General features: G+C 39.3%; 11 protein-coding genes. 2 read left to right on the forward strand and 9 right to left on the reverse strand.

Going from position 1 to position 16,174, the window contains the following annotated elements; all coding sequences use genetic code 11:
- Positions 1-140: 140 nt before the first annotated feature.
- Entirely contained in the window at positions 141-4,355 is a 4,215-nt protein-coding gene (locus tag J1N10_RS10040; protein WP_262326567.1) for a PEP/pyruvate-binding domain-containing protein, read from the reverse strand.
- Between the two features lie 256 nt (positions 4,356-4,611).
- Here J1N10_RS10040 and gdhA point away from each other — a divergent pair, with 256 nt between their 5' ends.
- Both gdhA and J1N10_RS10050 read left to right on the forward strand, forming a co-directional pair.
- Positions 4,612-5,964, forward strand: coding sequence for an NADP-specific glutamate dehydrogenase (gene gdhA, locus J1N10_RS10045; RefSeq protein WP_262326568.1), 1,353 nt, complete (start codon positions 4,612-4,614; stop codon positions 5,962-5,964).
- A 111-nt stretch (positions 5,965-6,075) separates the two neighbouring features.
- A complete protein-coding gene (locus tag J1N10_RS10050; protein WP_262326569.1) occupies positions 6,076-6,603 on the forward strand; it encodes a hypothetical protein in 528 nt (175 codons plus the stop codon).
- 194 nt (positions 6,604-6,797) lie between these two features.
- Here the strand turns inward: J1N10_RS10050 and J1N10_RS10055 are convergent, their stop codons facing one another.
- The 8 genes from J1N10_RS10055 to J1N10_RS10090 all read right to left on the reverse strand — a co-directional run bounded on the left by J1N10_RS10055 (position 6,798) and on the right by J1N10_RS10090 (position 16,165).
- Positions 6,798-8,105, reverse strand: coding sequence for a TlpA family protein disulfide reductase (locus J1N10_RS10055; RefSeq protein ID WP_262326570.1), 1,308 nt, complete (start codon positions 8,103-8,105; stop codon positions 6,798-6,800).
- Positions 8,106-8,217: 112 nt separating this feature from the next.
- The gene (locus J1N10_RS10060; RefSeq protein ID WP_262326571.1) at positions 8,218-8,643 is read right to left on the reverse strand and encodes a thioredoxin family protein; all 426 of its coding nucleotides are present in this window, start codon (positions 8,641-8,643) and stop codon (positions 8,218-8,220) included.
- 40 nt (positions 8,644-8,683) lie between these two features.
- Positions 8,684-9,574 (reverse strand): S1 family peptidase, encoded by an 891-nt coding sequence (locus J1N10_RS10065; protein ID WP_262326572.1) that lies wholly within the window; start codon positions 9,572-9,574, stop codon positions 8,684-8,686.
- 4 nt (positions 9,575-9,578) lie between these two features.
- On the reverse strand, positions 9,579-10,940 hold the full coding sequence (locus J1N10_RS10070; protein WP_262326573.1) for a TlpA family protein disulfide reductase: 1,362 nt from the start codon (positions 10,938-10,940) through the stop codon (positions 9,579-9,581).
- A gap of 76 nt (positions 10,941-11,016) precedes the next feature.
- The gene (locus J1N10_RS10075; protein ID WP_262326574.1) at positions 11,017-12,414 is read right to left on the reverse strand and encodes a TlpA disulfide reductase family protein; all 1,398 of its coding nucleotides are present in this window, start codon (positions 12,412-12,414) and stop codon (positions 11,017-11,019) included.
- 79 nt (positions 12,415-12,493) lie between these two features.
- On the reverse strand, positions 12,494-13,921 hold the full coding sequence (locus tag J1N10_RS10080) for a PKD-like family lipoprotein (RefSeq protein ID WP_262326575.1): 1,428 nt from the start codon (positions 13,919-13,921) through the stop codon (positions 12,494-12,496).
- A gap of 12 nt (positions 13,922-13,933) precedes the next feature.
- The gene (locus J1N10_RS10085) at positions 13,934-14,701 is read right to left on the reverse strand and encodes a DUF4843 domain-containing protein (protein ID WP_262326576.1); all 768 of its coding nucleotides are present in this window, start codon (positions 14,699-14,701) and stop codon (positions 13,934-13,936) included.
- A 9-nt stretch (positions 14,702-14,710) separates the two neighbouring features.
- On the reverse strand, positions 14,711-16,165 hold the full coding sequence (locus J1N10_RS10090; protein WP_262326577.1) for a RagB/SusD family nutrient uptake outer membrane protein: 1,455 nt from the start codon (positions 16,163-16,165) through the stop codon (positions 14,711-14,713).
- Positions 16,166-16,174: the final 9 nt, after the last annotated feature.

Genomic DNA, 16,174 nt, shown 5'->3' on the forward strand with positions numbered 1-16,174 from the left:
ATCAAAAAAGGAATACGGTCACTGAGCGGAGTCGAAGTGATTATGCATTGAAAATCAACTTTATTTAAATTTCATCTCGACTCCGCTCGATGAACTGACTTTTGTTTTTGGACACCCTCCTCACAAAAATCACTTCTACTCTATTCTTCTAAAGTAATAATTCCTTTTCGTTTTTTACCATCTAAGCGCACCACCAGAGGCTTTTCAAATTGCACATGTCGGCAATAGTTGGTTCTTTCAACTTCACGAGCGTTGGTTAAAGCATCCCATTTGATAAACGATGAAGTATCACTCTTGATGATTGAGCAATACCCTACCTGCATACTCGTAACATTGTGAAAAAAATGCGAGCCTCCCGATGCTTCCAGCGGATAATCTTCTAAGTCGGTCTCCACAATAACTTTTGCATTGGATATTTGCGTCCATGATACCGGAATACCAATCCACGGGTCTCGCGTCCCCCACCTGCCCGGACCAATCAAAAGATAGGAGCGATTCTCTAATTTCATTTTTCGGTTAAGCCCTTCAATCTCCTTCGCAATTTCGCGTGTTTGAGCCTTTTCAAACCTTGCACTATCAACATAAATAACATCACGAATGGATTTGACTTTGCCATTACCCATACTTTGACCCGATTGCAAAATAATCTGTTGTTCATTGATGCGTTCCATGTTGATACTATAATTCTGAGCACCTCCCATTAATGGTTTAATCTGTAATAAATAAAAAGTCGCCCTTCCCTGCTTATCTTTCTTTAAATCAACAGCAAACTCAATTTCTACCGGAGCCCCCATGGCTTCTTTCACCACATCGAGTACCACCTCAATGGCTCGTGGTAAAGGAATATATTTGTACTTCAGTATATCAGCAAAATTAAGGATGCGAGGCCCGGCTGTCTCCAGTCCCGGTTCAATGGTATTATTGTCGGGATGATAAACCGATGCCAGGTGACGTAAAGCACCATGCATTTCAGCATCATAAATATCCATGCGTTTTAATCCGGCTGTTTCTCCTTCCAGCAAGTTTAAACTCTGCTTATCTAAATCAATGGCATAAAACTCTGTCTGCGAATTCTTCAACTGGTCTTTGGGCGAGTTATTATCCAATTCGGGATACACAGGGCAAAAACGCAAGGCTTTTTCTCCATCCACTACATACTTACCAAAACCCAATGCCATCACTGCAAATCCATCTTCAGGGTTCATATGACTGAAAGAGTAATAGTTATACGATTGCGCCACCCCGCTGATATGCGGATAAAAAACCTTCTCATATTGCTGACCTACAGCCTCCTGAATAACAACTGCCATTTTCTCTTCTTCCACCTTAAAATCAACAGCCTCGGTAAAGGCACGGGCCGTATCACTAAATACGGATGCAAACACTAATTTAACTGCATTACACAGTTCATTTAAGCGTATTTCGTCAGACTCGGCATTATTAGGTAATAAATACGTTTCAAACACACCGGCAAAAGGCTGTTTCTGGCTATCTTCCAACAATCCTGATGAACGAACAGCAATTGGTCCGGTAAACATGGCTAATAAACGCCGAAGACGCTGAACGAGGGAAATAGACAAGTCACCGCCCAAAAATATCTTTTTAATCTGATGATAACTCAGATTCCTGAAAATCAATTCCCGAAAATCATTCCGCTCCATAAACAGCTCAAATTCATCGGTTCCAATAACAGTCGTTCGTGGCGTACGAATATTAATACCGGGCACATGGGCTGTGAAATCAAAATTAAAAAGCAATGTGTTGATAAAAGATAAACCACGCCCTTTTCCTCCTAAGGAGCCTCCCGACAAACTAACGATATTGGTAGATCCAATCGTTTCTACCTCATCAAAATCAATGACTTTACCCTGATTTTTCTCTTCGCGATGCCGTGTTATCACTTCCAGCAGATAGGTGCGTATCTCTTCAGGATCATCAAAGTCTGTTATCCGATAAGGAGCTATTTTTCGCGATATCTTAATTTCGCCCCGTGCCATCAACCACAACGAAAAGTGGTTTTTGCGAGCATGATAAACAATGGATTCAACCGGTACTTTGCGCATGGTTCGCTCAAACTCCTTGAGATTACGCGCAACCGCAATAGTGCGTCCATGGGCATCTTTATATGCAAAATTTCCAAAGCCGAGATAGTGCCTGATAAAGGTTTTGATATCCTGAATGAGACTCTCGGAATATTTATTGATAAAAACGGTTTTCAGCTCATAGGCATCCTGCGAATATTCAATTTTAGATGACTGAAGGATAACCGGTAAATCTTTAATTTCAGTCTTCACATAGTTAACCAAATCAAATCCGGCATTGGCATCCAACCTTCCATTTTTAGAGAACTCCACATCTGATATCAGACACAATAAGAATTCCCGGTATTTTTCAAATAGCTCTTGTGCTTCTTCGTATGTGCGGGCCAGCAAAACTTTGGGTCGGGCTTTTAGGCGTAAAACAGCATACAACTCATCTTCCTTCACATCTTCAATCAATCGTTTTGTTTGTTCCAGCACGCTGGCATAAAGCAGTGGTAAATACTTAGAATAATAACGCACCGAATCTTCCACCAGTAAAATGACCCGAGCCAAACCTATCTCTGTATCATTCTCCACATTCACTTTATCCTCTAAATGAAACACCATGGATGAAAACACCTTGGGATCGCCATTCCAGACAAATATCTCATCAAGCACACCCAATTCGCGCTGCCTTTGTTGAAAATATGGAATATCGCCATCGTTATTGAGCAGCATAAATATCGGAATGTAAGGGTACTCCTTTTTCACCATCTGACTTAAATCAATGGGCGACTGTTTTTCAACACCAACCATCACTATTATCAAATCGTAGTGCTTCTCATTGAGCTTGGCCATGGCCTCTTCGTAAGTAGTAACACCTGTGACACGCGGCACCTGTGACAAATGCAATTGATAAAAACCACCCATCACCTGCTCAGTAAAACGCCCTTCATTTTCAATGGCGTAAGCATCGTACAAGGTAGCCACCAGCAATATTTCTTTCACTTTAAAAGGCATCAGGTCGTGGTAAATATCACGAATGGCATTATTACGATGCATGAAATTTTGAAGCAGATGTTTGCTATTTATAGCATCTGTTTTATCAATTACCTGAGGTTTATAATTGCTAATACCAGCCGAACGCCTTACTTTCTCTAATAAGTTGCGGGCTGCCATGCCATTCAGGTAACCTACTATTAAATTACAGAGGTTTTTAATGAGGTCATTTTCTTCATTTAAAAACAGTTCTTCCTGTGTTTTTGCCAATTCTTTTAAATAATAAATCTCAATCGCCCCTTTCTTACCATTAATTGTTTCGTAGCGATGACGCAACAACCAGGGGGTTTCAATAAAACCAGGACTTAAATACTCCTCGCCATCAAAAGTGATGCGAGCCACGGAATAATCAGGATGCTGCATACCGGCAGGTATCTTCTCGGCAATATGGCTCAGCGTATAAGCAACCGGCATATTTAAGGCGATAATACGCGAGGTCTCATTTATAGTGTGTAATTCTTTCACCCTTTCGCGCTGATTAAACTTATCGCGTTCGGCAATCTGACCGTTTATAAAATCACCGATCAAGCGCGATAGGTTAATCAGTAAATCTCTTTCTTCCGATAAAAAAGGATCGCCTTGAAGGGATGGAAATTCCTTGACATAGAAAACATCAATAGACCCTGATAATCCATTGATGGTTTGAAATCGCTGCGTTTGCACCCATTCCGTTTCGATAAAATGGTCGCTTTTGTATTCTTTCTCATTATATGTTATCCGGGCTACTGTAAACTCGGGATATTGCCAACCCAATGGCAGAATAAATACTATTTGTTGCAACACATCATCAATGGACTTACCCTCGTTGATAATTCTGGTAGTCCTGTTGATTGTTGATAATTCTTTTAAACGCTCTAAGGATTCTGAATGATTACGTTCGGCCACCACGCGATTAATATAACCCGCTAATAGTCTTGCCAGTTGATTGAGCAAAGCACGTTCATCGCGCGAAAAAGGTCCCTCATCGCAATCGGGATGCACCTGACTATAAAACACATCAATTACGCCTTTTTCTCCATCTATCGTTGAGAAACGTTCTGTTAAGCCATGTTGTGTTTCGGTAAAACCTGATGTTGTAAATTCATTATCTTTAAATCGGATACGAGCTACAGCATCATCATACTTAAAGCCTTGAATTAAAATACCACTCACATCTTCAAGGGTATTTTTAATATCATTTTCCAACTGTATGGTATCACTAATCTGCTTTAGTGTCTCCAATACGCGCTGCGAACCAGATGCCGACTCTGATATTTGTTGTTGAGGTAGTGACATGCTTATGAGGTCAAGATTGCATAAGTTACACAAAAAGAAGCACAAATACTTGTTTCCTGGATTGAATAAAGACAAAATAATTCACCTTTTTATCGCCCAATATGATCGCGATTAACTAATTTATTTCTTAACTTTTTTTGTTGAAACAACCATGCTATAATCCTGATTTATTGACAGACATGCTAAAGGGACAATGAGTTAGAGATACACCTATTGTAAATATCACTTTATTAATAACCCTTTAAATACAGCTATTATGTCACACACTTCATCATTAGGCACCTCAGCTTTTATGGCTGAGTTGATGGCGAAGAATCCGGCCGAACCTGAATTTCACCAGGCCGTCCACGAGGTGGTTGAATCACTTGACCATTTTCTGGATGAAAATCCTAAGTACAAACATGCTCGAATTCTCGAACGCATTGTTGAACCCGAGCGCATTATCATGTTTCGCGTTCCATGGGTTAACGACAAAGGCGAGATGCAAGTCAACCGTGGCTATCGCATTGAAATGAATAGCGCTATTGGCCCCTACAAGGGCGGACTGCGTTTTCACCCAACCGTTAACCTGGGCATACTCAAGTTTCTGGCTTTTGAGCAGGTGTTTAAAAACAGCCTCACAACATTGCCCATGGGCGGCGGTAAAGGCGGTAGCGATTTTGACCCCAAAGGCAAATCAGACAATGAAGTAATGCGTTTCTGTCAAAGCTTTATGACTGAGCTATATCGCCATATTGGACCAAATACCGATGTGCCAGCTGGTGATATCGGTGTAGGAGGACGCGAGATTGGTTTTATGTATGGACAATATAAGCGCATTGTTAATGAATTTACAGGCGTATTAACAGGCAAAGGACTCAACTGGGGTGGTAGTGTTATCCGACCGGAAGCAACCGGCTATGGCAACGTTTACTTTGCACAGGAAATGCTTAAAACAAGAGGCGAAAGCTTTGAGGGTAAAACCGTTCTTGTTTCTGGTTCAGGTAATGTCGCACAATTTACAGTTGAAAAAGTCAATGACTTAGGAGGCAAAGTAATCACGCTATCTGATTCCAGTGGCTATATCTACGACCCGGACGGTATCGATAACGAGAAATTGAAATATGTGATGTACCTCAAAAACAACAAACGAGGCCGCATTAAAGAGTATGCCGATAAATATGGCGTCAAATATGTTGAAGGAGAACGCCCCTGGGGCGAAAAAGGGGACATTGCCTTACCAAGTGCTACACAGAACGAAATCAATGAAACAGAAGCCATCACCTTAGTGGGCAATGGCTGTATGTGTGTATCAGAAGGAGCAAACATGCCGTCAACACCTGAAGCCATTCAGATTTACCTCGATAAAGGTATTTTATTTGGCCCGGGTAAAGCGGCCAATGCTGGTGGCGTAGCTGTCTCAGGATTGGAAATGACACAGAACAGCATGCGATTGAACTGGACCCGCGAAGAAGTTGACCAGCGCCTTCAGTCCATTATGCAAAGCATCCACTCCACCTGTTGCCAATACGGAACCAAAGACAATGGCTTTATCAACTATGTGGATGGTGCCAACATTGGTGGTTTTGTAAAAGTAGCCGACGCCATGATGGCGCAGGGAGCTGTTTAAACGATCGTAAAACCATATTCATTAAGACCTTAAGGCTTCAAAAACCTTAAGGTCTTATCGTTTAATTAATGATTACTTTTAAACACGAACAACCATCAACAAATCCAGTCTATGAAATACATCTCCTTTATCAGCATTATTTTAGTATTCGCCTGCCAGCACAAACAAGAAAACACAGAACAGCAACATCATTTTTCATTTACAATTGAAACACAGCTACCCGGAGAACCGGAAGTTGTATACGATAACCTGACCGGTGATATCAGTCCCTGGTGGGATCATACTTTTTCGGGCCATCCACACCAATTATTCATTGAAGCTAAACCCGGCGGTGGCTTCTACGAGATTTTTGATGAATCGGGTGATGGGGTGCGACATGCGGTGGTAACAGGTGCTCAAAAAGGTAAACTGCTCCGTATGGAAGGTCCGCTGGGATTGGCCGGTCATGCGCTTACTTTAGTGACTACCTATCATCTGTCAGAAGTGAATGACTCTACTCATTTAAAAGTGGAAGTGCATGGTGCAGGCGAATACAAAAAAGACTGGCCCCAAGTCATCGAAAATGTATGGACACACTTTATTATCGAACGGTTTAAGCCCTATTGGGAGGAAAAATACACTGCAGGTTTGACCCAATAAACCATTTAGTATTCTAACTGGCAGCTTCGCCACTTTTTAGGGTCAGCTTCGGGATCAACCTCGCTGGGAGCGAAGTTGATCCGAACATGGTACGAAGAAGACCCGAAGCGGTTACAAAGGAGGCATAATAAGAAAACCCGAATAACAATATGTTTATTCGGGCTTTCACATCCTACACTCAAACCTATTTAGCTTTACTTGTCCTTTTCAATCTTCACAAAAGCAATCTTTCCCCTTGTTTTAATGAGATGAAGACCATTTTTTGCATAGAGTTTCAACCAGTCATCCACATTTGCCTTATCACTATTTATCGATATATTAATAGTGTATTTTCCTGACAAATCTGTAACAACCGGATAACGTACAGCTCTTTTGGGGTCATTAATATACTCTCCATTTTGCGACACATATAATAGTTGGTTTTCGATGAGAGATACTAATTCCGCTGCTGTGCAATTTTTATTAACAATAAACTCCTTAAAACTGATCGAACTACTTCCTTTTACATCAAATGCTTCGTACCCATCCTTTATTACACAGTCCTTCTCAGATATTTTCATTAGCTTATAAAAAACTACGTCCTTTTCATTTATAGAAGTCTTTAAATTAAATGCTGCATTTAACTGCCCTAATAATATTTTTCTATAATCTCCGGCAAAATTAGAACAGGAGAAATCAATGTTATACAAACTTAATGGACTAAAGGAATTAATATAGTTCAGCTCTTCATCAAAAATAAATCTTGCTTTTGTCAAATTTGCAAATGCATATTGATACAACTCAAGAATAGTTGCTTTTGTAATAGTGCAACTATTAATTATCTGAAATGTATCCACTAATGCATTTCCTTGCCATCCTTTAATGATTTGTTTTGGCACTTTGACATCTAACAGCTCCATTTTCATTTGTCTATCTGCAATATCCGAATTCCTTAACTCAAATGACACCAATGCTTTATTTATCTTTGTAGACTCTGCTATTTCATCACTTTTTGTTTTACATTCAATCACAGGTAAACGTGGTTTACCTCCATTAATAAGTTCTGTAATTATTTCATTTGTAATATAACCTGGAATAGTGTTAGCATGAATTTGTCCATTTTTATCTATTAAAACCGAATGTGGAATCCCATTATGCGGAAATACCTTCGACAAAGACCTGTCCTTATCATAAATAAAATCAAAGGGAAAGTTATTATCAGAAATGAATGCATTTATTCGGTTTATAGGTTCACTCGACACACAAACAATCTGAAGCTCATCTCCAAACTTTGTTTTAAGTTCTTTTAAATGGTGCATTGCCTCAATACAAGGGCCGCACGAGGTTGACCAAAACTCAATAATAATAACCTTATCTTTATTTTTATTGATGAAGTCATAATCAACACAAGTGCCTTCGTTTATCTCCTGCCAATTAATGTGACTAGTTTTTTGACTAATCTCACTTGAAGGTTGGCAAGAAAAGAATAAAATAATAAAGCTAAGGAATGATATAAGTCGCATAGTTTAGGAATTAGGTATTGGCAGTAATTCTTCTAGCCTTTTTTCCAGCTCATCAGCCGAAGGATTAATTGAATAGCTTCTTTTTCTACCACTTAAATTATTGACCTTACAACTAATTGTTTTTTAATACTTCATCTAATATCAGACTGAATTCTTCAACACTTTTTCCTCCAACAGCTTTAGACATTAATTCGCCATTTGCTTTAAAAAATAACAGTGTCGGAAAACCTTTAATTTGGTGTACTTCTTTAGCTCTTTTCGCAATGCTTTTATCTTTAATAGGATCTAATTTTATACAGATCAACTTCTCATTCATTCTCTCTGCAATCCCTGCATTAGTATATACAGACGTATCCATCATTTTACAAGGAGCACAGCCTTTGGTTGAATAGTTTACAAACACTTGTTTTCCTTCTTTTCTTGCTTGTTCAAAGGCTTGTTCAAAACTTATTTCCAGGAATCTAACGCCTTCTTTGTCTTGTGCAGTACAAATTCCTAAGCTTATAATCAACAGTAAACCAACCACTACATATCTCATCTTTATATTTTAAAAGTTAAATTTCGTTTTAAATCACATATTACTTAATTAGCTCTTTCAATCGACTCACCGGAATAATCTCCTTAATCGTACTCTGGTAAATTTTACCCTCTTGGTCGTAGTAAATATTTTGTGTGCCGGCCACAACGCCAACTACATTACCGCAATCGTCCATGATGGGTGCACCGCTTGAGCCTTTGGCAAATTCGGCTGATATCGATTGTCGTATTTTAGTGGTGCCCGGTTTGATGTATTTGCGGTCGATATGTCCTTGCGTGTACGTATAAAAACGGTGCTCAGGGTGAGATATCAGGTGAATAGCTTCGCCCACAGGCTGCTCCTCACCCATGCATAAGGGCGATAATTGTTGTCCTTTAGTGTCAATCTTAAAAATAGCCAAATCATCGTGTTTACTGGCAGCCAATACCTCTGTTACTGGATAGATATTCTGCTCCACATCCATTACAAAAAAAGTGATGTACTCGTTTGGCTTTGAGGGGTCGTATGACTTAAACACATGGTAATTGGTAACGCAAACACCATCAGCCGAAATAACAAAAGCTGAAGCCGTACTGATGTGATCTTCGGGACAGTGACCACATTTAAACATCTTTCCCATTTTCAATACCCCTTTTCGGAACTGCTTATAAAAGGCAGGGCCACGAAATAGCTGCTTAGAAGCTGGCCAAACAGCTACCTCACAAGATTTATTACTTAGTTGTTGCTTATAGGTGGCGGCATCTACCCCGCCGTGCTCATTATAATAAGCTGATGCCTGCTGTTCAAAATCCTTCAGCCTTTTGGCATCGTTAACTGGCGCTTCTGTTTCAACAGGCGCATCAGGAAAACTGGTTTTCTGATCAGTTGGTTTATCTATTTGACAACTGCCCGCCAGCAGAGTCAAAACAAAAAGACTTACTGTTGATTTCATCTTATTACAATAATTCATCAATCATTTCCTTTAGGCGCGGATTTGAAGGTCGCGCTGCATTAACACTTACTATATTTCCTTCCTTATTGAATAACATAAAACGGGGCACACCGGTGATCTCATAATCCAACATAATTTGCGATTTAAAACCTTTATCCGTTATCAGTTGAATCCCCTTCATCCCATGTTCTTCGATAAATTTTTCCCACTTGGCCTTATCCTTTTGTTTGTCGATGGATACACTGATAAACACGATATCAGGATTTGTTTCGTAGTGGTCTATCACCTTCTCTAAATGTGGTATTTCGGCTTTGCATGGTGCACACCAAGTGGCCCATACATCTACTAAAACCACCTTACCCTTGTAGTCCGAAAGCGCATGCACCTGACCAGAGGCATCAGCATATCTGAAGTCGATAGCTGGTGAATCTGCAGCAAACTTCTTGATTTCTTTCTCATAGGCGGCAATGGCCTTTTTCTGCGACTCAGTGACCAAATTATGACCATAGGTTTCCATTAAGTAGTCGTAATCTTTACCCGACTTCTTCCGCATAATAATGTGGTCCTTTAGGAGTTGTCCCTTCAATTTGTCATTATTAAACAGGCTCATTGAATATTTAAAGTAATCCTCAGGACGATGTCCGTTTGCTCTTGCATAAAAGCTTGGGTAGCTATTTAAATAATGACTGCCATCTTTGACTAAAAGATATTTAGCTGAATCAAATCTTTTATTTAGTAGGCGTTTAAAAACGGATTGTTGCAACATCTTTTGGCTAGCTGCTTCGGTCACCATGGAAAATGAACGTAGCCAAAACAGTTCATACTCCACTTCAGCTTTAAGCCGCATAATCGCATTGAAGTCATGGTTGGAAGATTGTACCCCCTCAATGAATTTAAGATAGTCCTCATCATAAGCGCTCATCATATTTTCAATGTTGGCTGTGTCTCTTCCCTCTTTGAAATAACGTATCTGATGTATGCGCTTCAGCTCATCCCACTTTTTCTGATAAGCCGCCAAGGCAGGTTCTGGCACTGATTCTTCAGCGACCACCTTATTGTCAACCAACAAATTGGAAGCTTGTCCTTGAGGAATATAGATTTCTGCAAATACACTTTTAATTTGATCATCAACTCCCAGGTAGTAAAACCCGGCTTCTCCCTGTGGCACATCGAAGCGAAACAGACTATCACTCTGGATGGGTATTACTTCATAAAGTTTCAAATCACCATCATTGACCTGATATAGACTAACATAATTGTGTGGATAATTCGTGACCCGACCGGAAAGTGTAAGCCCTTGTGATTTCATGTCTGTAAACATGGTGATAAAGGCAATTAAAAGAATGTATCTAATTATTGTATTCATATCTGATTTTACTAATGATATCTTCAGTAAGTTTTAAAGGGCCAAACTTAAGCTGATATGTATGGCCCTTAATATTTTATAGTAATTTTTTCAGCCAGGCTTCCGTCCTCTCTTCCGAAGGCCTAGGTGCATCAATGGTTACAACTTTTCCTTCCTTATCGAATAGCATAAAGCGCGGAATAGCATTTATGCCATAGGCTTTAGCTACATCTGAATCAAATGCCTTGTCGGCCATCAACTGTACTCCTTTTAAGTTCTCTGCTTTTACAAAATCTATCCACTTTTGTTGGTCCTTTGGTTTATCTACCGAGATACTTAAGAAAGTAATGGGCTGACCATGAAATTTCTTTTCCAATTCTTTCAGGGCTGGTATCTGAGCCTTGCATGGACCACACCAGGTTGCCCACACATCAACATATACCAGGTTGCCTTTATAATCAGATAGTTTATGTTCTTTACCGTTAACATCATTACCAGCAAAATCAAAAGCTGCAGCTCCGGACTCAAACTTACGTATAGACAGCTCAAAAGCTTTAAACTCTTCTTTCAAGTAATCATTGAGTAAGTAGGGCTCAACCATTGACTTAAAGTCCATATAGTTATCATCATAAGTACGAAACTTCCTCATCTGCTCAAGTGCCAGATAACCTTTTAATAAACCATTGGGGATCTTTTCTAAACTGACCTTATTCCAATCTTCACGCGACGGTTTATTGGGTGATGACATAACTGCATACATCGAGTAGGTCCTCACATACTTAGCCCCAGTGGGCAACTCCAATATACGCTCAGTTGCAGGCGCTCTTTCATTCAAAATATAATCGTAATAGTCGGGATAATCTTTTCGCTCCGGGTGCGCCGTTCTTGGCGTGTATAAGAATTGTAGCGCTGAGTAGTTCATGTCGGTCTCCACCAATAAAGCCATTAACTCATCAAACTTGGCATCTCCAGTATTGATACTTGACTTGAATTGTTCTGCAGCATCAACATATTCTGGTAACAAAGGAAAGAAGTTGGTATAATTAGCAATCGTATAAGAAAACCCGTGCGAGTATGTAAAAACAGTATCAACCTTTGCATTCCACTCAGCCAAACATTCATTTTGTTTGCTGTTAGAAGCCAATAACTCATAGCTTCCATCACTTATCTTCACATCCAGTTCTATTCCATTATCAAGATACATACGTTTTAAACCATGATCCTTCTTAACATTTTGTTGAGCACTTTTCCATACCACATTAAGGATATATAGGCCGGGGGTGTCCACCGAATAGCTAAACCCAAACTTTCCATTAGCTCCAATCGTTGTTGTTGCCACTTTTTCAGTCTTACCATTAACCACCTTACTCAGGTATATTTCGCGTCCTTTAGTGGCGCCATCAAACTGGCCTTTGATAAGAGCAAAGTCTTGCTCTTTGGTGACACAAGAGGTTAGCATTAGGGCAAATAATGCCACAGCTGTAATGATTTTCATACAGTTAGTTTTTTAAAGTATTAAAAGATTAAGGAGTAATCAGAAACAGAATCTGTTTCTGATTACTATAAATTATGCTCTAGTAGTTTTCAAAGAAATCGACCACTTTACCAAATTTATTATCATAGGCTTCGTGAACACCTAAAATTTCACCATCCAGATCGATATTAAGGATATGCACACTACCTGAGTTAGTTGCATTTGTTCCATCGCCAAATCCAACAAATAGCTTTTTATCATCGTTAGCTATTTCCATGCAATCTACAGACAGACCGGCAGGGCCTTCGTATGTATACAATACTTTATTTGCAACCACGTCATAGGTGTAGATTTTATTACCATAGGCATACAACAGCACCTGTTTACCATTTAGAAACTCAAAAACAGTGGCATTTTGTATATTGTCGCCTACTATTTCCTTCTTAAAAGCCGCTTCCTTGTTGAGTAATGCCAGTATGTACCGTTGATTCGTCGCCTCATCTTCAAAAACTCCCATTGCATAATCTCCAACTCTCTTTCCATAAATGACATTCAAACCAGTATTAGTTCGGTCAAAGGGAGCCTCTTCATCATCTATTGGTGGATAGGCTGTAACCCGCGATCCCCACGAATCGATTTCTGCAAATCCCGTAGTAACCGGATTAAACAAAACAAAGCCACCGTAAGGAACAAGAGAATTAAAATTGGGACTTACATCACTAAACGAGTAATTAAAAGCACACTCGTCGCCAAATGGACCACCTGGCTGAAACGTTGTATATAACATGTTATCACCAAATAATCCTGTTGCTGTCGTACCATTGTGTCCAAGATAGTTACCTCCCATATTTGGAGCTGGTACTCTTTGAAAAGCATCGAATACGTTGATTGTCTTTTCTAAAGTGCTTCCAACTGTATATACCCCTAAATTCTCATCATTACAGTAAATCGCAATCCGATATGGTTTACCGCCTCTCATATATTCATTGATACCAATAATGCATACAGGATTTGTACCAGCTGGTTCATTGTTGTTTTTTAGCTTATACGCCTCATAATCACTCATGCCCTCTTCGACACCTCTTAAAATTGATACCTGCGCTTTACTGGCATTATTACTTAACACCTGCAGTCCATCCGGGAACCCTTTAACAATCAAGTCCGATCTAGTATCATAATATATTCCTGTTGATGTATCGGTCACTCTAAACACTAATTTATATACCTTAGGATCTAGCATTAATGATTCCAAATCAAGGTTTTTAGTAATGGCTAACGTATCAGCACTGTCTAGTTGAGAGCCTGCATATGAATACCAGAGGTATTCCAATACACTCTCATTTGGGACCTTTTCTTGTTCCACTGTAGGTGTAATGGAAAAAGGTGCTTCTCTCAATGCTACATATTGTTCTTCTACCCCATTAATCAATACGTTATTTAACTCAACATAATCGTACGTTCCTTTATCTTCGGTACAGGATGCTGTAACAAGGATAATAACAGCGATATAAAATATAATTTTTTTCATGTCTTTTTGCTTTTACCAAGGTTCAACTCGATTACCATTTTCATCGTATACCTCATTAGCTTCCAGGTAGTCATTCATTGGTGCTTTCCAATAATAAATCACATAAAATCCTTCCTCAGCTCTAAGCGCTGCATATTCCTCACTAGTATGCGGTATCACAAATCCTCCATTTGTCATTAAAATAACACGGTGTTTGGCCTTAGAATAAGGTCCCAGGTAATTATAATAATATTGATCCCAAATAAGAGGTTTTACTACATCGTTGTAGATTAATAGCCGTGCATTGGTTCTCCCCTCAAGACCTGGTTCAAAAGTATCATTACCTTCAATAACTACATCCAATGTATAAGGCTCTGTTCCTAATGTTTCGTGGTTATAGAGCACTACAGGAAATGCAGCTCTAATAGTATCGGCCTCAAGCGCATATTGACTCTCCAGAGCTTCATAATGAACTCCCTCCTCGGCTGTTGTTTGATTTTGATTAACACCTATGCTAAAATACCGCTTCTGATCAGCCACCTTGCCAAGTAGATTAACCTGAAGCCATACAGTATCTTGTTCTATATACTCAGGATGATCGGCGGCTAAACCGCCAAAGGTATATATAACGCTATCACCCTCATACTTCAACCAATCATCCCAGTATGAGAAGTGCGCATTAAAATCTGTTTTCTCAAGTTGAAAATAAACAGCATCCTTTTCCTTAAAATTTATCAACTCTGATTCTTCGCAGCTTGTAATAAACGCAAGTGCAAACAATAGATATATATATTTTTTCATAGCTATCACTTAATTTATAATTCCACGTTCTTTTTCAACATCCGGAATCGGAAAAACAAATTGCTCTATATCGGTCATATCATTATTAACAAGCTTGTTTAATCGCTTAAAATAATAGAACATTTGGCCTTCTCCGAGAAACTCTTTCCGATACTCCGCTTCTATTTCCTCTTGCAGAGTAGTACCAGGACTCAGGCTTTTTAGACCTCGCATCCGTCTTAAACTTTGCAAATGCTCAATACTATTCATACATTCCGCAATAATCAGGTACATCTCTGATATCTTTAACAATGGAATCCGCCTTACATTATAGCCCCCAAAATCATACTTCGCCAGATAATAGCTTAGTCCATCGCCATTAATACTAAATAGCTTATTTAAACGCACATCAGCCACACCTCCATACTTATCTGTTTCGAAATATTGATTACGTCTGGCTTCATCTATTTCTAAAACATCCCGGTTTTTAGAGCCTGAGAACTTGAAGAAAGTTTCATTAACGCTTTCGGTAATATCTCGCTTGTATATTGAAAACAAATACTCTTGTGCCAAATAGGACATTACCAGCGAACTTAACGACAAATCTGACAAGGTTTTTGAATCAACAAGAGCAAACTTTTCGCAGTTAATTACATCATTGGCATATTTGTATGCCTCTGTCTTATCATCCTCACCACCACGATACATGTGCACTCGCGCTAATGTACCTATTACCGCATAGTAATTCATACGTTCTTTTCTGAACATTAAGAAGCTGGCAGCATCCACACTCTCATCAACAGATGCAGAACCTGTTATTGACTCTTCATAGGTATCAAAAGCAGGTCCTATTGGATCATAATCCTTTAAAAGAGTCTCTGCTTCTTTCAGATCTTCAATAACACGATTAATCACCTGGTTAACGGTTAATTGCTTAAAAGGAGTTGTTGATATTGCATCCACATACGGAATTGCCGGAGCATCCAAACCATTAACTGGAGCAGGCGCAAAATTACGCAACATATCAAAATGAATGTAAGCTCTTAACGCCAATGCCTCTCCCTTGATAATTTCGTATAACCCTTCATTAAAGATAGCCTGCTTCTCATCTATATTGTCGAGTAGATTATTAATATTGGCTATTGCAGAGTAATTTTTCGACCATAAATTATTAATTCTGGATACATTTCCAGAATGTTCATAATTATATATGGCTGCATTAAAATAGTTATGCTGGTTATCTTTTACACTTGTGTAGGCTCCGCTCAACACTTCAGTAAACGCAAGAGTACCTTCAGCTCCATACGTACTATTGTTGGCCATTTGTGTATAAATACCAATCAAGGCTCTTTTAAAACCGCCTTCGGTGTCAAACAAGTCATCAGCTTTGACTTGTGTCTTTGGCTGAACATCAAACCAGTCTTCACAAGATGTAAATACGGGAGCGAGTGCCAATGCAATTATATAAATTATAAATTTCTTCATATTCCCTAT

It is taken from the genome of Carboxylicivirga litoralis, from assembly GCF_025499605.1.
Lineage (GTDB): Bacteria > Bacteroidota > Bacteroidia > Bacteroidales > Marinilabiliaceae > Carboxylicivirga > Carboxylicivirga litoralis.